We start from the raw sequence: 17,000 nt of genomic DNA on the forward strand, positions 1-17,000 counted from the left end.
TCATGGCGATGGCTTTGCAAGGCCACCATGCGCTGGTCACCGGAGGAGGGCGCGGCATTGGTGCCGCGATTGCCCGCAGGCTGCTGGAAGAAGGCGCCAGCGTGACGCTGGTGGGCCGCGACTGCACGGTGCTGGATGCGGCCATGCAGGCGCTGGAGCCACTGGCCGTGGACGGCGCGGCGCTGGGCGCGGCGGCGGCCGATATTACCGATGCCGACGAGGTGACCGCGGCCTTTGCACAAGCCACCAGCGAGCGCGGCCCGATCACGCTGCTCGTCAACAACGCGGGCCAGGCCCATAGCGCACCGTTCGCCAAGACCGACCTGGCGCTGTGGCAGCGCATGCTCGACGTCAACCTGACCGGCACCTTCCTGTGCACCCAGGCGGTGCTGCCCGCGATGCTGGAGCAGGGCTGGGGTCGCATTGTCAATGTGGCGAGCACGGCAGGGCTGATCGGCTACGGCTATGTCAGCGCCTATTGTGCAGCCAAGCACGGCGTGATCGGCCTGACCCGCGCGCTGGCGCTGGAACTGGCGCCCAAGGGCATCACCGTGAACGCGGTGTGCCCCGGCTATACCGAGACCGACATCGTGCGCGATGCGGTCGCCAATATCGTCGGCAAGACCGGCCGCACCGAAGAACAGGCCCGCGCCGAGCTGGCCGCCCGCAATCCGCAGCGCCGGCTGGTGCAGCCCGACGAGGTAGCCGACGCCGTGGCCTGGCTGTGCCGCCCATCGGCATCCGCGATCACCGGGCAGGCCGTGCCGGTGGCGGGCGGCGAGGTGATGGCGGGGTGATTGCGTGGTGATTGCGTGGTGATTGCGTGGTGATGGCGTGGTGATGGCGTGGTGATGGCGTGGTGAAGCACCGAATGTTTGCTCCCCTCTCCCGCTAGCGGGAGAGGGGCTGGGGGAGAGGGCGGGCCGTTCACGATACGACCGTCATGGTTCGAACTGCGGTGCCCTCTCTCCCCACCCCTCTCGCGCCGCGGGGAAGCGGAGAACACAGACTGGAGACAGAAAAGAGATGACCGAGATTGCACTGGACATGCGTCACCACAAGCGCGCATTTGCCGACTACCAGCCCAAGCACTTCCTGTGGTCGGTGTCGGCCGACGGCAAGGTGGCGACGATCACGCTGAACCGGCCGGAGCGCAAGAATCCGCTGACCTTCGATTCCTATGCGGAGCTGCGCGACCTGTTCCGCGGGCTGTGCTACGCCACCGACATCAAGGCCGTGGTGATTACCGGCGCGGGCGGCAACTACTGCTCGGGCGGTGACGTGCACGAGATCATCGGCCCGCTGACGCGCATGTCGATGCCCGAGTTGCTCGACTTCACGCGCATGACCGGCGATCTGGTCAAGGCCATGCGCGCCTGCCCGCAGCCGGTGATCAGTGCCGTGGACGGCATCTGCGCCGGCGCGGGCGCCATGATGGCACTGGCGTCGGACCTGCGGCTGGGGACGCCGCAGGCCAAGACGGCTTTCCTGTTCGTCCGCGTGGGCCTGGCCGGCGCGGACATGGGCGCGTGTACGTTACTGCCGCGCATGATCGGGCAGGGCCGCGCCAGCGAACTGCTCTATACAGGCCGCTCGATGACGGCCGAGGAAGGGCTCCAATGGGGCTTCTTCAATGCGCTGCATGCATCGGACGCCGTACTGGCCCAAGCGCAGGCGCTGGCCGCCCAGATCGCTGCGGGCCCCACCTTCGCGCATGGCGTGACCAAGAAGCTGCTGCACCAGGAATGGAACATGGGCGTGGACGAGGCCATCGAGGCCGAAGCCGAGGCGCAGGCCATCTGCATGCAGACGCGCGACTTCCGGCGCGCCTACGATGCTTTCGTAGCGAAGCAGAAGCCCGTGTTCGAAGGCGACTGAGGAGCAGGCATGAGCGACAAGACCTATCTCGACCTGCCGTTCTTCGACGACGCGCACCGGCAGCTTGAACGCGACCTGGATGGCTGGTGTGGCGAGCACCTGCGCGATATCGATCATCACGACGCCGATGCCGCGTGCCGGGCGCTGGTGCGCCAGCTGGGCCACGCTGGCTGGCTGCGCTACTGCGTGCCGGCAGCCTTCGGCGGCGCCTTGCCGGCGCTGGACTCGCGCGCACTGTGCCTGCTGCGCGAAACGCTGGCCCGTCACGACGGCCTGGCCGATTTCGCCTTTGCGATGCAGGGCCTGGGTTCGGGCGCCATCACGCTGGCCGGCAGCGACGCGGTGCGCGAACGCTACCTGCCGCGCGTGGCCCGGGGCGAGGCGATTGCGGCCTTTGCGCTGTCGGAGCCCGAGGCCGGGTCCGATGTGGCGGCCATGCAATGCAGCGCGCGGCTGTCCGACGACGGCAGCCACTATGTGCTGGACGGCGCCAAGACCTGGATCTCGAACGGCGGCATTGCCGATTTCTACTGTGTGTTCGCGCGAACGGGCGAGGCGCCCGGCGCGCGTGGCATTACGGCCTTCGTGGTTGATGCCGACGCGCCGGGGCTGACCATCGCCGAACGGATCGACGTGATTGCCCCGCATCCGCTTGCCACGCTGCGTTTCGACAACTGCCGCGTGCCGGTGGGCAACCGGCTGGGCGACGCGGGCCAGGGCTTCAAGGTGGCAATGATGACGCTGGACATCTTCCGCGCATCGGTGGCGGCGGCCGCGCTGGGCTTTGGCCGCGCCGCGCTGGACGATGCGCTGGCACGGGCCACGTCGCGGCCGATGTTCGGCGGCGTGCTGGCCGATCTGCAACTGACGCAGGCAGCCATTGGCGAAATGGCGACGGCCATCGACTCGGCAGCGTTGCTGACCTACCGCGCTGCCTGGCTGCGCGACGTGCGCCAGCAGCGCACCACGCGCGAGGCGGCCATGGCCAAGATGGTGGCTACCGAGAATGCGCAGCAGGTGATCGACCGCGCCGTGCAGATCTTTGGCGGCCTGGGCGTGAAGGTGGGCACGCGCGTGGAGAGCCTGTACCGCGAGATCCGCTCGCTGCGCATCTACGAAGGCGCCACCGAAGTGCAGAAGCTGATCATCGCGCGCGAGACGCTTGCGGCGCGCCAGGCCTGACGCATCGAACCGAATCCAACAGGAGACAAGCATGGCCGCCCCCACCATCGTCCCGAATGCCGGCGCCAGTACCGCCCCGGGCGCAGCGACGGCGCACGTCGACACCTTTGCCCGGGACCGCCTGCCGCCGGCGGGCACGTGGCCGGTATTCCAGTTCAACGACGACACGCGCTACCCGGCGCGGCTGAACGCGGCCGTGGAACTGGTGGATCGTCATGTGTCGGAAGGCAACGGCCAGCGCGTGGCCGTGCGCCACGAGCGCGACGGAAGCATTGAAACGGTGACCTACGCGCAGCTGGCGGCGCTGGTCAGCCGCATCGCCCATGTGCTGGTGGAGGACATGAGGCTGGTGCCAGGTAACCGCGTGCTGCTGCGCGGGCCGAACAACCTGATGATGGCGGCCAGCTGGCTGGCAACGGTCAAGTCCGGGCTGATCGCGGTGCCGACGATGCCGCTGCTGCGGGCCAAGGAACTGCGCCAGATCATCGACAAGGCGCAGGTCTCGGCTGCGCTGTGCGACGCACGGTTGCGCGAGGAGCTGGATGCCAACCAGCGCGCCGACGGCGAGCATTACTGCCCGACGCTGACCACGGTGCGCTACTTCAACGGCACCGGCGCAGGGTCGCTGGAAGCCGCGATGGACGGCAAGCCGGATACCTTCGCGCCCTGCGACACCGCTGCCGACGACATCTGCCTGATCGCGTTCACGAGCGGCACCACGGGCCAGCCCAAGGGTACCGTGCACTTCCATCGCGATGTACTGGCGATGTGCGACCTGTTTCCGCGCCACGTGCTCAAGCCCACGCCGGACGATGTGTTCTGCGGCACGCCGCCGATCGCGTTCACGTTCGGGCTGGGCGGCATGCTGTGTTTCCCGCTGCGCATCGGCGCGAGTACGGCGCTGGCGGAGAAGCTCACGCCCGAGACGCTGCTCAAGCTGATCCAGGACCATCGCGCCACGGTGGTGTTCACGGCGCCAACCTTCTACCGCCAGATGTCGACGCTGGCGAAGAACTTCGATATCGGCAGCCTGAAGAAGAGCGTGTCGGCCGGCGAGGCGCTGCCCGACGCCACGCGCCAGGCGTGGAAGGCGGCCACCGGCATCGAGATGACCGACGGGCTCGGCGGCACCGAGATGATGCACATCTTCGTTTCCAGCGCCGGCGCCGATGTGCGGCCCGGTGCGGTGGGCCGCGTGGTGCCGGGCTACGAGGCGCGCATCGTGGACGACAACATGCAGCCGGTGCCGCCCGGCACCGTGGGCAAGCTGGCCGTGCGCGGCCCCACCGGTTGCCGGTATCTCGATGACCCGCGCCAGGAAGCCTATGTACGCGACGGCTGGAACCTGCCCGGCGACACCTTCATGGCCGACGCGGACGGCTACTACTTCTATCAGGCCCGCTCCGACGACATGATCATTTCGGCCGGGTACAACATCGCCGGACCCGAGGTGGAGGGCACGCTGATGAAGCACGAATTCGTGGCCGAGTGCGGCGTGGTGGGCGCGGCCGACGCCGAGCGCGGCCAGGTGGTGACGGCCTACGTGGTGCTGCGCCCCGGTGTGGAGGCCGGCGAGACCACGCGTACGACCCTGCAGGACTACTGCAAGCGCGAGATCGCGCCCTACAAGTATCCGCGCCGCATCGAGTTCGTGGCCGCGCTGCCACGCACCGAGACCGGCAAGCTGCAGCGCTTCAGGCTGCGGCAGATGGCGAACGAAGGCGGCCAGCCGTGAGCAACCTGTCATGAGCGAGGTATTCCGCAACCACGTGCGCATCCGCTTCAAGCATTGCGACGCTGCCGGCATCGTGTTCTATCCGCGCTACTTCGAGATGCTGAACGACTTTGTCGAGGACTGGTTCGCCGATGCGCTGGACTGGCCGTTCGGCGTCATGCACGGGGCGGCGCACGCCGGCATTCCCACGGCCGAACTGCAGTGCCGCTTCGAGGCGCCGAGCCGCCTGGGCGAACTGCTGACCCGCGAACTGCGCGTCACGCATATCGGCCGCAGCAGCTTTGCCGTGGAGATCCGCTTTGCCGGCCCCGATGGCGGCACGCGCATGGCCATCGCCCAGCGGCTGGTCTGCGTGGATACGCGCGAGATGACCTCGCAGCCGCTGCCGGACCCCGTACGCACCGCGATGGGGCGCTACCTGGCGCCCGCCGCACGGCCCTGAACAAACCGAACGATCGGAACGAACTGACTGGCATCACCGAGAGGACAGAACATGCTGAAGACATTGCAACCGCCCGACTGGGCAGCGCCCAGGGGCTACGCCAACGGCATCATGGCCGAGATGCAGGTGGGCAGCCGCCTGATCTTCGTGGGCGGGCAGATTGGCTGGAACGGCCAGTGTGAATTCGAGACCGACGATTTCGCGCTGCAGGTGGCGCAGGCGCTGCGCAATATCGTGGCGGTGCTGGAGCAGGGTGGGGCGCGGCCGGAGCACATCGCGCGCATGACCTGGTATGTGAAGGACAAGGCCGAATATGTGGGCGCCTACAAGGCCATCGGCCAGCACTATCGCGATATCGTCGGCCGGCATTTCCCGGCGATGACCGCCGTGGAAGTGGCCGATCTGGTGGAGCCGCGCGCCAAGGTGGAAATCGAGGTCACGGCGGTGGTGCCGCCGACGGTGTAAATCACCCGGCGAACCTGTGAAGCCCGGCCGTGCGGCACCATGTCATTCCCATGACAGGTAAGCCGCACGCCGCTTCTGTCCATCGTAAGTTGTTGAATACTTGAGAAATTGGGTGCGACGGGATATAATTCGAAAGTTTCGCTTTCAGAACCCTTCACCCTAGCGCCTACCGTATTCCACCTTCCGCCGCCCCGATTGCGCGCGTTTTTCATGCACTGCAAAAAAGTGATGAAAAAGCCATGCGCCAGCCGGTCCCTTCAATGGGCCGCCCACGGGGCACGAGGCGTTGAGCAGGTCGGTCACGGGGTGAGTCCAGCAGGAGCCTACCCGTGTTACCGTCTTTTCCGTCCGCCATCCTCGCGCTTGCAGACGGCACGGTCTTTCGTGGCTATTCCATCGGCGCTTCCGGCCATACGATCGGCGAAGTGGTGTTCAACACCGCCATCACCGGTTATCAGGAAATCCTCACCGACCCGAGCTATTCCCGGCAGATCGTCACGCTGACGTATCCGCATATCGGCAATTACGGCGTCAATCCTGAGGATGTAGAAGCCACGAAAGTCCATGCCGCCGGCCTGATCATCAAGGATCTGCCGCTTCTGGCCTCCAACTTCCGCAAGGAACACACGCTCGCCCATTACCTGAAGCAGGAAAAGGTCGTGGCGATCGCCGGTATCGATACCCGCAAGCTGACCCGTATCCTCCGCGAAAAGGGCGCCCAGAACGGCTGCATCCTGGCAGGCGAGGACAACGTGCAGAAGGCCATCGACCTGGCGCGCTCGTTCCCGGGCCTGTCGGGCATGGACCTGGCGAAGGTCGTGTCCGTCAAGGAACCGTACGAGTGGACCCAGACCGAATGGAAGCTGGGCGAAGGCTACGGCAAGCAGGACAAGCCGCAGTTCCACGTGGTGGCCTATGACTACGGCGTCAAGTTCAACATCCTGCGCATGCTGGCCGAGCGCGGCTGCAAGGTGACGGTGCTGCCGGCGCAAGCCAGCGCGGCCGATGCCCTGGCGCTGAATCCGGACGGCATCTTCCTGTCGAACGGCCCTGGCGACCCCGAGCCGTGCGACTACGCCATCGCCGCCACGCGCGAGTTCATCGCCCGCGGCATCCCCACGTTCGGCATCTGCCTGGGTCACCAGATCATGGCACTGGCCGTGGGCGCGAAGACGCTCAAGATGAGCACGGGCCACCATGGCGCGAACCATCCGGTCAAGGATCACGACGATGGCCGTGTGGTGATTACGTCGCAGAACCACGGTTTCGCCGTCGATGCGTCGACGCTGCCGGCCAACGCACGTGTGACGCACACGTCGCTGTTCGACGGCACGCTGCAAGGCTTCGCGCTGACCGACAAGCCTGCCTTCTGCTTCCAGGGTCACCCGGAAGCGTCGCCGGGTCCGCATGACATCGCGTACCTGTTCGACCGCTTCACGAAGCTGATGCAGGACGCCCGCGCCAAGGCGGCTGCCTGACGCGGCGAGATGACGCTTTCGAGAGACCTGAACAGGACCTGCCCGACATGACTGCTTTCATGCACGCCAGCTTCGGCATCACCGACTTCTGGACCTATGTGCTCGGCACGATCTTCATCGTGCTGCTGCCGGGGCCGAACTCGATGTATGTGTTGTCGGTGGCCGCCCAGCGCGGCGTGCGTGCCGGCTACAAGGGCGCGTGCGGCGTGTTCGTGGGCGATGCCATCCTGATGGTGCTGTCGGCCGCGGGCGTGGCCTCGCTGCTCAAGGCCAGCCCGGCGCTGTTCCACGTGATCAAGTACGTGGGCGCCGGCTACCTGGGCTGGATCGGCTTCCAGATGCTGCGCGGGGCAGTGCGCAACTGGTCGAAGCCGGCAAGCCCGGACAGCGCTGCGGCGCAGGCGGCCGTGCCCGTGGACAGGTCTGCGAACCCGTTCACCAAGGCGCTGGTCATCAGCCTGCTGAACCCGAAGGCCATCCTGTTCTTTATCTCGTTCTTCATCCAGTTCGTGGATCCGCAGTTCGCGTATCCGGCGCTGTCGTTCGTGGCGCTGGGGCTGGTCTGCCAGATCTGCAGCTTCGCGTACCTGACGACGATCATCTTCGTGGGCGCGCGGCTGGCCGATGCGTTCCGCCGCCGCCGGCGCCTGTCCGCAGGCATGTCGAGCGGGGTCGGCGCGATGTTCATCGGCTTCGGTGCCAAGCTGGCCACGGCCACCCTGGGCTGACGATCCAAAACCTGATATCCGGTACGGGCCGCGGGAACTTGCGGGCCGGCCAACAAAGAGAGCGTGCAATGCCAAAGCGCACAGACATCAAGAGCATCCTAATCATCGGCGCAGGCCCGATCATCATCGGCCAGGCGTGCGAATTCGACTACTCCGGCGCACAGGCCTGCAAGGCGCTGCGCGAAGAGGGCTTCAAGGTCATCCTGGTCAACTCGAACCCGGCGACCATCATGACGGACCCGAACACGGCCGACGTGACGTACATCGAGCCCATCACGTGGGAAGTGGTCGAGCGCATCATCGAGAAAGAGCGCCCGGACGCCATCCTGCCGACCATGGGCGGCCAGACCGCGCTGAACTGCGCGCTGGACCTGCATCGCCATGGCGTGCTGGACAAGTACAAGGTGGAGCTGATCGGCGCCTCGCCGGAAGCCATCGACAAGGCCGAAGACCGCCAGAAGTTCAAGGATGCGATGACCAAGATTGGCCTGGGTTCGGCCAAGTCGGGTATCGCCCATTCGATGGACGAGGCCGTGGCCGTGCAGTCGCGCATCGCCCAGGAAACCGGCACTGCCGGCTACCCGATCGTGATCCGCCCGTCGTTCACGCTGGGCGGCACCGGCGGCGGCATCGCCTACAACCGCGAAGAGTTCGAAGAGATCTGCAAGCGCGGCCTGGACCTGTCGCCCACGCGCGAGCTGCTGATCGAGGAATCGCTGCTCGGCTGGAAGGAATACGAGATGGAAGTGGTCCGCGACAAGGCGGACAACTGCATCATCATCTGCTCGATCGAAAACCTGGACCCGATGGGCATCCACACCGGTGACTCGATCACCGTGGCCCCGGCCCAGACGCTGACCGACAAGGAATACCAGATCCTGCGTAACGCCTCGCTGGCCGTGCTGCGCGAGATCGGCGTGGACACCGGCGGTTCCAACGTGCAGTTCTCGATCAATCCGAAGGATGGCCGGATGATCGTGATCGAGATGAACCCGCGTGTGTCGCGTTCGTCGGCACTGGCCTCGAAGGCCACGGGCTTCCCGATCGCCAAGGTCGCGGCCAAGCTGGCCGTGGGCTACACGCTGGACGAGCTGAAGAACGAAATCACCGGCGGCCAGACCCCGGCGTCGTTCGAGCCGTCGATCGACTACGTGGTCACCAAGGTGCCGCGTTTCGCGTTCGAAAAATTCCCGGCTGCCGACAGCCACCTGACCACCCAGATGAAGTCGGTGGGCGAAGTGATGGCCATGGGCCGTACCTTCCAGGAATCGTTCCAGAAGGCCCTGCGCGGCCTGGAAGTGGGCGTGGACGGCCTGGACGAGAAGTCGACCGACCGCGACGAAGTGGTCGAGGAAATCGGCGAAGCCGGCCCGGATCGTATCTGGTACGTGGGCGACGCGTTCCGCCTGGGCATGTCGCTGGAAGAGGTCTACGCCGAGACCGACATCGATCCGTGGTTCCTGGCCCAGATCGAAGACATCGTCAAGACCGAAGGCCTGGTACGCAACCGCACGCTGGAAAGCCTGTCGGCTGTCGAGCTGCGCTTCCTGAAGCAGAAGGGCTTTTCTGACCGCCGCCTGGCCAGGCTGCTCAAGACCAACGCCAAGGCCGTGCGCGAGGCGCGCCTGGCGCAGAACGTGCGCCCGGTCTACAAGCGCGTGGACACCTGCGCGGCCGAGTTCGCCACCAACACCGCCTACATGTACGGCACGTACGAAGCCGAGCATGGCGAGTGCGAGGCGGACCCGACCACCAACAAGAAGATCATGGTGCTGGGCGGTGGCCCGAACCGGATCGGCCAGGGTATCGAGTTCGACTACTGCTGCGTGCATGCCGCGCTGGCACTGCGCGAAGACGGGTACGAGACCATCATGGTCAACTGCAACCCGGAAACCGTGTCGACCGACTATGACACCTCGGATCGCCTGTACTTCGAGCCGCTGACGCTTGAAGACGTGCTGGAAATCGTCGACAAGGAAAAGCCGGTTGGCGTGATCGTCCAGTACGGCGGCCAGACCCCGCTGAAGCTTGCGCTGGACCTGGAAGCCAACGGCGTGCCCATCATCGGCACGAGCCCGGACATGATCGACGCCGCGGAAGACCGCGAGCGTTTCCAGAAGCTGCTGCAGGACCTGGGCCTGCGCCAGCCGCCGAACCGCACGGCCCGTGCCGAGGACGAAGCGCTGCGCCTGGCCGAGGAAATCGGCTATCCGCTGGTGGTGCGTCCGTCGTACGTGCTGGGTGGCCGCGCCATGGAAATCGTGCACGAGCCGCGCGACCTCGAGCGCTACATGCGCGAGGCCGTGAAGGTGTCGAACGATTCGCCGGTGCTGCTGGACCGCTTCCTGAACGACGCGATCGAATGCGATGTGGACGCCCTGTGCGACGGCCAGCGCGTGTTCATCGGCGGCGTGATGGAGCACATCGAACAGGCTGGCGTCCACTCGGGCGACTCGGCCTGCTCGCTGCCGCCGTACTCGCTGTCGCAGGCGACCGTCGACGAACTGAAGCGCCAGACCGCCGCGATGGCCAAGGCGCTGAACGTGATTGGCCTGATGAACGTGCAGTTCGCCATCCAGCAGAAGAACGGCGAAGACATCGTCTACGTGCTGGAAGTGAACCCGCGTGCGTCGCGCACGGTGCCGTACGTGTCGAAGGCTACCGGCCTGTCGCTGGCGAAGATCGCCGCGCGCTGCATGGCCGGCCAGTCGCTGGACTCGCAAGGCATTGGCGCGGAAGTCGTGCCGCCGTACTTCAGCGTCAAGGAAGCCGTGTTCCCGTTCAACAAGTTCCCGGGCGTGGATCCGGTCCTCGGACCTGAAATGCGTTCCACCGGCGAAGTGATGGGCGTGGGCAAGGTGTTCGGCGAAGCGCTGTTCAAGAGCCAGCTGGCTGCCGGTTCGCGTCTGCCCGAGAAGGGCACCGTGCTGATCACGGTGAAGGACAGCGACAAGCCGCGCGCCGTGACCGTGGCCCGCATGCTGCACGACCTGGGCTACCCGATCGTTGCCACGCGCGGTACGGCTTCGGCCATCGAGGCTGCCGGCATCCCGGTCCGCGTGGTCAACAAGGTCAAGGACGGCCGTCCGCACATCGTGGACATGATCAAGAACGGCGAACTGGCCCTGGTCTTCACGACCGTGGACGAGACGCGCACGGCAATCGCCGATTCGCGTTCGATCCGTATCGCCGCGCTGGCTGCCCGCGTGCCGTACTACACCACCATCGCCGGCGCCAACGCCGCCGTGGAAGGCCTGAAGCACATGCAAAGCCTGGAGGTCTACGACCTGCAAGGCCTGCACAAGCAACTGGCCTGATCCAGGCCGGTCGAGTGCCGCCTATGCTGCGGTGCGGGGAAACGCCCCCGTGCCGCAGCGCTGCCGCCGGGTTGATACCGGCGGCGGTTCTGGCCTAAACTACGTCGAATTCGCTGATCGATCCGTGCCCCGGTGCCGGTTCGATCCCATCTGAAAGCCGCGGTCGAGCGGAAGTGCTGACCGGCAGAATTGCTGCCGGAGCATGGTTCCAGCTCCGCTGCGGCTCATTTTTTTGTTGAACGAGACAATGAGCACCATTCCGATTACCAAGCGCGGCGCCGAACTCCTGAAGGAAGAGCTGCAGCGCCTCAAGGCCGTCGAACGTCCTGCGGTGATCAATGCCATCTCCGAGGCACGTGCCCAGGGCGACCTGTCGGAAAACGCCGAGTACGACGCTGCCAAGGAAAAGCAGGCATTCATCGAAGGCCGTATTCAGGAAGTGGAGGCCAAGCTCTCCGCCGCCCAGGTTATCGACCCGACCCAGCTCGACACCGACGGCCGCATCGTGTTCGGTGCCACCGTGGACCTGGAAGACCTGGAATCGGGCAGCGCCGTGAGCTACCAGATCGTCGGCGACGACGAAGCCGATCTGGACAGTGGCAAGATTTCGGTCAGCTCGCCGATCGCGCGCGCCCTGATCGGCAAGTTCGAGGGCGATGTCGCCATCGTGCTGGCTCCGGGCGGTGAACGCGAATACGAAGTCATCACCGTCCGCTACATCTGACGCGGCGGGGCACGGGTGTTCTCGTCTTCGTACTCGAATCTGCCGCCGCTGCCGCACCGTATCTTCCTGCTGCTGACCGTGGTCTGGGCGGGGAGCCTGTGGACTGTCGGTTACATGGTGGCACCGACGCTGTTCGCCGTGCTGCCCAGCCGCGAGACGGCCGGCATGATTGCGGGACACCTGTTCCGCTATGAGGCTATCCTCGGCGTGACGATCGGTGTGCTGCAGCTGGTGTTGTGTAATGTGCTGATTCGCCGCGGCGCCGCGCGTTATCGGGCCCTGCGCTGGATCGTGCTGTCGATGCTGGTGTGCGTGCTGGCGGGTTATTTCGGCCTGCAGCCGTTCATGGAAGGGCTCAAGGTCAAGGCGCAGGCGCTGAACCTGGGTGTTTCGGATTCGCCGTACAAGAGCCAGTTCGGCATGCTGCATGGCGTGTCGAGCGTGTTCTACCTGCTGCAAAGCCTGCTGGCCCTGGTGCTGGTGTGGCGCGCCAGCGCGCCGCGAGCGGCTGGAGAGTAAGCGGCGGAAAGGCCCGGAAGACCCCGGAAAAGGAAAAAGGCGGCCATGGCCGCCTTTCTTGCTGGGTCATGGGAACCGATTGGCATGCAGCCAATCTGATCCTGCCGGTCAGCCCAGTGATTTCTTCTTCTGGCTGGACGGGCGTGCGCGAGCGCGCTTGACGTTGCCGGCCTGGGTCACGCGTTCATTGCCGAGCACCTTGACGGCGGTGCGGGGCGCGCGGCGCTGGGTCGAGCCGGTGGCCTTGCGAACCATGACGGTACGCGGGGCGGCGCCCGTACCCAGGCGACGGCGGGCGGCACCCATGTCGTCCGGCTGGTTTTCCTTGAGGCGGGCAGGGCCCGGACGCCAGATGACCAGCAGCTTGCCGATATGCTGGATCGGCGCAGCGTCGAGTTCGTCGCAAATGGCCTCGTAGATGGCGATGCGCGTATCGCGCTCGTCACCGAACACCCGGATCTTGATCAGGTCATGTGCCGCGAGGCTGCGGTCGATTTCGGCCAGGACGGCGGGGGTCAGGCCTTCGGCGCCGATCATGACCACGGGGTTGAGGCCGTGGGCGCGCGAGCGCAGTTCGGAACGTTGGGCAGAGATCAGTTGTAGAGCGGGCATTGGAGCAGCAAATTTCGGATTGGCGCGTATTATCCGTCAACCATGCGAAAAAAGGTCGCCGGGAGGCGGCAAAGATCACCAAATCGGGAGAAAAACCTGCTTTCGGCCTTGAATTGTGGCCGTGCAGCCGGATTTCCCAGCAAGAAGGCAAGTCTCATTAATGGCCAAGGGCAAGAACAAGTTCAACCAGTCGTGGCTCCACGACCACATTAACGATCCCTACGTGAAGATGGCGCAGCGCGAGGGGTATCGCGCCCGTGCGGCCTACAAGCTCAAGGAAATCGACGACCAGGACAAGCTGATCCAACCCGGCCAGGTCATTGTCGACCTGGGTGCCGCGCCGGGCAGCTGGAGCCAGTATGCCCGCAACAAGCTGGCGGCTTCGCCCCGCGCGACGGACGGCAAGATCGACGGCGCCGTGGTGGCCATCGACATCCTCCCGATGGAGCCGGTGGCCGACGTAATCTTTATCCAGGGCGATTTCCGGGAGGAGGAAGTGTTCCGGGAACTGGAAAAGGTGGTGCTGGAGGCATCGGGCGGGTCGAGAATCGACCTTGTTATCTCGGACATGGCCCCCAATTTGTCCGGTGTGGCGTCGGCGGATTCGGCGCGGATCGAGTATTTGTGCGATCTGGCGCTGGAGTTTTCCCAGGCCCACCTGAAGCCCGAGGGGTCGCTGCTGGTCAAGTGCTTCCACGGGTCCGGCTACAGCCAGATCGTTGAGAAGTTCAAGCGTCAGTTCAAGGTTGTCGCCAAGCGCAAGCCCAAGGCGTCGCGCGACAAGTCTTCAGAAACCTTCATTCTTGGGCGTTACCTGAAATCAGTGGACTGACAGGATGCATGACGGTGTACGGCCACCCCCACGAAAGCAGGGGTATCCGGGTTTGTTCCGGGGATCGCCCCGCTTGCCCGGAGCTGGCGGCTCGGGCACTATCAGGCTCATAGAATCAGATTTCCCTGTGGGGGCGGGCGCTGCATTACAATGCAATGCAGCTATCCGTTGGCAAGGCAATTGCAAAGGAGTTCGGCCTTGAATAACAACCTGTTTCAAAAGGCGGCAATCTGGCTCGTGATCGCGCTGGTATTGTTCACCGTCTTCAAGCAGTTTGACAAACCGCGTGCCCAGGACGGGGTCACCTATTCGCAGTTCATGGATGACGCCAAGAACGGCAAGGTGTCGCGCGTCGACGTGCAGGGCCGTAACCTGGTGGTCTCCCCGAAGGAAGGCCCCAAGTACACCATCATCTCGCCGGGTGATATCTGGATGGTCGGCGACCTGATGAAGTACGGCGTCCAGGTGACCGGCAAGGCCGACGACGAGCCGAACGTGCTGGTCCAGGCGTTGTACTACCTGGGACCGACGCTTCTGATCATCGTCTTCTGGTTCTACATGATGCGGCAGATGCAGGGCGGCGGGAAAGGCGGCGCCTTCTCGTTCGGCAAGTCCCGCGCGCGCCTGATCGACGAGAACCAGAACGCCGTGACCTTCGCCGATGTGGCCGGTTGCGACGAGTCCAAGGAAGAAGTGGTCGAACTGGTCGACTTCCTGAAGGACCCGCAGAAATTCCAGAAGCTGGGCGGACGCATTCCGCGCGGCGTGCTGCTGGTGGGCCCTCCGGGTACCGGCAAGACGCTGCTGGCGCGTGCCATCGCCGGCGAAGCCAAGGTGCCGTTCTTCAGCATCTCGGGTTCTGACTTCGTGGAAATGTTCGTCGGCGTGGGTGCTGCCCGCGTGCGCGACATGTTCGAGAACGCCAAGAAGCAGGCCCCCTGCATCGTGTTCATCGACGAAATCGACGCGGTCGGCCGCCACCGTGGCGCCGGCATGGGCGGCGGTAACGACGAGCGCGAGCAGACGCTGAACCAGATGCTGGTCGAGATGGACGGTTTCGAGGCCAACTCGGGCGTCATCGTGATCGCCGCGACCAACCGTGCCGATGTGCTGGACAAGGCACTGCTCCGTCCGGGTCGTTTCGACCGCCAGGTCTATGTGGGCCTGCCGGACATCCGTGGCCGCGAGCAGATCCTGAAGGTGCATATGCGCAAGGTGCCGATCGGCAACGACGTGGATGCATCGGTGATCGCACGCGGTACGCCGGGCTTCTCGGGCGCCGACCTGGCCAACCTGGTCAACGAAGCTGCGCTGTTTGCCGCCCGCCGCAACAAGCGTGTGGTGGACATGCAGGACTTCGAGGACGCCAAGGACAAGATCTACATGGGTCCGGAGCGCAAGTCGACGGTCATGCGCGAGGAGGAGCGCAAGGCCACGGCTTACCACGAGTCGGGCCACGCGGTGGTTGCCAAGCTGCTGCCGAAGGCCGATCCGGTCCACAAGGTCACGATCATGCCGCGTGGCTGGGCGCTGGGCGTGACCTGGCAGTTGCCGGAGCACGACAAGTACTCGAAGTACAAGGACAACATGCTTGAGGAAATCGCGATCCTGTTCGGCGGCCGCGCTGCCGAAGAGGTCTTCCTCAACGCCATGAGCACCGGTGCCTCGAACGACTTCGAACGTGCCACCAAGATCGCCCGCGACATGGTGACCCGCTTCGGCATGAGCGACTCGCTGGGGGCCATGGTCTACGTGGATACCGAGCAGGACGGCATGTTCGGCAAGCTGTCGTCGAAGACGGTGTCGGAAGCCACGCAGCAGAAGGTCGACGGGGAAATCCGCACCATCATCGACGAGCAATATGCGCTGGCCAAGCGCCTGCTCGAAGAGAACCGCGACAAGGTCGAAGCCATGACCAACGCGCTGATGGAGTGGGAAACGATCGACGCCGACCAGGTGAACGACATCATGGCCGGCAAGCCGCCGCGCCCGCCGCGGGGCCTGCAGGGTCCGAGCGGTGGCGGCAGCACGCCTCCGGGTGGTTCGCCCGTAGCCCCGACCAATGCGCCCGCCACGGCGCGCGTCGACGATACGGTGTAATCGGGTTGCACCGCCGCGTAACAGACCGTTTGCAACGGTTTCAAACGCGGCGGATTCTGATAGCCTCCGAAGCCGGTGCCTGGTGCGCCGGCTTTTTGTTTTTCAGGTGTACATCTTGTCGATCGAGTTCTTCCAGTGCGGGCGCTATCGCTTTGCCCGCAATCGCCGCCCGCTGGTGATGGGCATCCTTAACGTGACCCCCGATTCGTTCTCGGATGGCGGCCAGCACGCCTCGCGCGATGCGGCGCTGCGCCACGCCGAGCAAATGATTGCCGAGGGTGTAGACGTCATCGACATCGGTGGGGAGTCGAGCCGGCCCGGATCGGCGGCGTTGCCCCTGGATCAGGAACTCGACCGTGTCATGCCGATTGTCGAGGCGCTGGCCGGCTGCGGCAAACCGTTGTCAATCGACACATACAAGCCCGAGGTGATGCGGGCCGCACTGGCGGGCGGAGCCGATTTGATCAACGATATCTGGGGCTTCCGCATGCCCGGCGCCGTCGAAGCGGTGTCGGCAGGGCAGGCGGCCCTGTGTGTCATGCATATGCAGCGCGATCCCCAGACCATGCAGGAAAATCCGAAGTACGTCGACGTGGTGGCGGAAGTCGCGGATTTCCTGCGCGAACGGGTGTCAACCCTGCGTGCGGCGGGCGTGGACGATTCACGTATTTCGCTCGATCCGGGGTTTGGATTTGGCAAGACGCCGGATCATAATCTGCGCCTGCTCGGACAGATGCCGGAACTGGCGATCGACGGGCTGCCGGTGCTGGCAGGGCTGTCGCGCAAGTCGACGCTTGGGGCCATCGTCGGTGGCAAGCCGCCGCAGGGCCGCGTGGCGGCCAGTATCGCCGCGGCAGTCTGTGCCGCCGAGAAAGGCGCATATATCGTGCGCGTGCATGACGTAGAACAAACCGTGGACGCCCTCAAGGTCTGGTGGGCGATCCGCCACGAGTCAGTTGCCCCGCAGGGGCAGCAAGGAGAATGATCA

Annotated in this window: 15 protein-coding genes; 14 read left to right on the forward strand and 1 reads right to left on the reverse strand. The window is 65.2% G+C overall.

Annotation, left to right across the window (positions count from 1 at the left end; all coding sequences use genetic code 11):
- Positions 1 to 2: 2 nt before the first annotated feature.
- The 11 genes from A9J21_RS12190 (at position 3) to A9J21_RS12240 (ending at position 12,468) form a co-directional block, all read left to right on the forward strand.
- Complete coding sequence (locus A9J21_RS12190; protein ID WP_066735880.1) at positions 3 to 797, forward strand: SDR family NAD(P)-dependent oxidoreductase; 795 nt, start codon at positions 3 to 5, stop codon at positions 795 to 797.
- Positions 798 to 1,026: 229 nt separating this feature from the next.
- Positions 1,027 to 1,878, forward strand: coding sequence for an enoyl-CoA hydratase family protein (locus tag A9J21_RS12195; protein WP_066735886.1), 852 nt, complete (start codon positions 1,027 to 1,029; stop codon positions 1,876 to 1,878).
- Positions 1,879 to 1,887: 9 nt separating this feature from the next.
- Positions 1,888 to 3,060: an acyl-CoA dehydrogenase family protein gene (locus A9J21_RS12200; RefSeq protein ID WP_066735888.1), complete on the forward strand. Its 1,173-nt coding sequence runs from the start codon at positions 1,888 to 1,890 to the stop codon at positions 3,058 to 3,060.
- 31 nt (positions 3,061 to 3,091) lie between these two features.
- Complete coding sequence (locus tag A9J21_RS12205; RefSeq protein ID WP_066735891.1) at positions 3,092 to 4,795, forward strand: AMP-binding protein; 1,704 nt, start codon at positions 3,092 to 3,094, stop codon at positions 4,793 to 4,795.
- A 10-nt stretch (positions 4,796 to 4,805) separates the two neighbouring features.
- Positions 4,806 to 5,237 (forward strand): thioesterase family protein, encoded by a 432-nt coding sequence (locus tag A9J21_RS12210; RefSeq protein WP_066735893.1) that lies wholly within the window; start codon positions 4,806 to 4,808, stop codon positions 5,235 to 5,237.
- A gap of 51 nt (positions 5,238 to 5,288) precedes the next feature.
- Positions 5,289 to 5,702 carry a RidA family protein gene (locus tag A9J21_RS12215; protein WP_066735895.1) on the forward strand — a complete coding sequence of 138 codons (414 nt, stop codon included), beginning with the start codon at positions 5,289 to 5,291 and terminating at the stop codon, positions 5,700 to 5,702.
- 329 nt (positions 5,703 to 6,031) lie between these two features.
- A complete protein-coding gene (gene carA / locus A9J21_RS12220; protein WP_066735897.1) occupies positions 6,032 to 7,180 on the forward strand; it encodes a glutamine-hydrolyzing carbamoyl-phosphate synthase small subunit in 1,149 nt (382 codons plus the stop codon).
- A gap of 47 nt (positions 7,181 to 7,227) precedes the next feature.
- Positions 7,228 to 7,908, forward strand: a complete 681-nt coding sequence (gene leuE, locus A9J21_RS12225) for a leucine efflux protein LeuE (protein WP_066735899.1) — start codon at positions 7,228 to 7,230, stop codon at positions 7,906 to 7,908.
- A 68-nt stretch (positions 7,909 to 7,976) separates the two neighbouring features.
- Positions 7,977 to 11,225, forward strand: a complete 3,249-nt coding sequence (carB, locus tag A9J21_RS12230; protein WP_066735902.1) for a carbamoyl-phosphate synthase large subunit — start codon at positions 7,977 to 7,979, stop codon at positions 11,223 to 11,225.
- A gap of 247 nt (positions 11,226 to 11,472) precedes the next feature.
- Positions 11,473 to 11,949: a transcription elongation factor GreA gene (gene greA / locus A9J21_RS12235; protein WP_066735904.1), complete on the forward strand. Its 477-nt coding sequence runs from the start codon at positions 11,473 to 11,475 to the stop codon at positions 11,947 to 11,949.
- A 15-nt stretch (positions 11,950 to 11,964) separates the two neighbouring features.
- Positions 11,965 to 12,468: a DUF4149 domain-containing protein gene (locus tag A9J21_RS12240; RefSeq protein ID WP_066735906.1), complete on the forward strand. Its 504-nt coding sequence runs from the start codon at positions 11,965 to 11,967 to the stop codon at positions 12,466 to 12,468.
- A gap of 108 nt (positions 12,469 to 12,576) precedes the next feature.
- Here A9J21_RS12240 and A9J21_RS12245 read toward each other — a convergent pair whose 3' ends face one another.
- Complete coding sequence (locus tag A9J21_RS12245) at positions 12,577 to 13,080, reverse strand: YhbY family RNA-binding protein (protein WP_066735910.1); 504 nt, start codon at positions 13,078 to 13,080, stop codon at positions 12,577 to 12,579.
- A gap of 160 nt (positions 13,081 to 13,240) precedes the next feature.
- Between A9J21_RS12245 and A9J21_RS12250 the strand changes: the two genes are divergently transcribed.
- The 3 genes from A9J21_RS12250 to folP all read left to right on the forward strand — a co-directional run bounded on the left by A9J21_RS12250 (position 13,241) and on the right by folP (position 16,997).
- A complete protein-coding gene (locus A9J21_RS12250; RefSeq protein WP_066735914.1) occupies positions 13,241 to 13,912 on the forward strand; it encodes an RlmE family RNA methyltransferase in 672 nt (223 codons plus the stop codon).
- Between the two features lie 198 nt (positions 13,913 to 14,110).
- Entirely contained in the window at positions 14,111 to 16,012 is a 1,902-nt protein-coding gene (gene ftsH / locus A9J21_RS12255) for an ATP-dependent zinc metalloprotease FtsH (RefSeq protein ID WP_066735916.1), read from the forward strand.
- 115 nt (positions 16,013 to 16,127) lie between these two features.
- Complete coding sequence (folP, locus tag A9J21_RS12260) at positions 16,128 to 16,997, forward strand: dihydropteroate synthase (protein WP_066735941.1); 870 nt, start codon at positions 16,128 to 16,130, stop codon at positions 16,995 to 16,997.
- Positions 16,998 to 17,000: the final 3 nt, after the last annotated feature.

It is taken from the genome of Cupriavidus sp. D384, from assembly GCF_001652915.1.
Classification (GTDB): Bacteria; Pseudomonadota; Gammaproteobacteria; order Burkholderiales; family Burkholderiaceae; genus Cupriavidus.

What these genes read in the sequence shown, in the direction of transcription:
- A9J21_RS12210 (WP_066735893.1), top strand. Translation starts at nt 4,806, where the DNA reads ATGAGCGAGGTATTCCGCAACCACGTGCGCATCCGCTTCAAGCATTGC.
- A9J21_RS12195 (WP_066735886.1), top strand. Translation starts at nt 1,027, where the DNA reads ATGACCGAGATTGCACTGGACATGCGTCACCACAAGCGCGCATTTGCC.
- A9J21_RS12215 (WP_066735895.1), top strand. Translation starts at nt 5,289, where the DNA reads ATGCTGAAGACATTGCAACCGCCCGACTGGGCAGCGCCCAGGGGCTAC.
- A9J21_RS12250 (WP_066735914.1), top strand. Translation starts at nt 13,241, where the DNA reads ATGGCCAAGGGCAAGAACAAGTTCAACCAGTCGTGGCTCCACGACCAC.
- A9J21_RS12200 (WP_066735888.1), top strand. Translation starts at nt 1,888, where the DNA reads ATGAGCGACAAGACCTATCTCGACCTGCCGTTCTTCGACGACGCGCAC.
- A9J21_RS12245 (WP_066735910.1), bottom strand. Translation starts at nt 13,080, where the DNA reads ATGCCCGCTCTACAACTGATCTCTGCCCAACGTTCCGAACTGCGCTCG.
- greA (WP_066735904.1), top strand. Translation starts at nt 11,473, where the DNA reads ATGAGCACCATTCCGATTACCAAGCGCGGCGCCGAACTCCTGAAGGAA.
- A9J21_RS12205 (WP_066735891.1), top strand. Translation starts at nt 3,092, where the DNA reads ATGGCCGCCCCCACCATCGTCCCGAATGCCGGCGCCAGTACCGCCCCG.
- carB (WP_066735902.1), top strand. Translation starts at nt 7,977, where the DNA reads ATGCCAAAGCGCACAGACATCAAGAGCATCCTAATCATCGGCGCAGGC.
- leuE (WP_066735899.1), top strand. Translation starts at nt 7,228, where the DNA reads ATGACTGCTTTCATGCACGCCAGCTTCGGCATCACCGACTTCTGGACC.
- A9J21_RS12190 (WP_066735880.1), top strand. Translation starts at nt 3, where the DNA reads ATGGCGATGGCTTTGCAAGGCCACCATGCGCTGGTCACCGGAGGAGGG.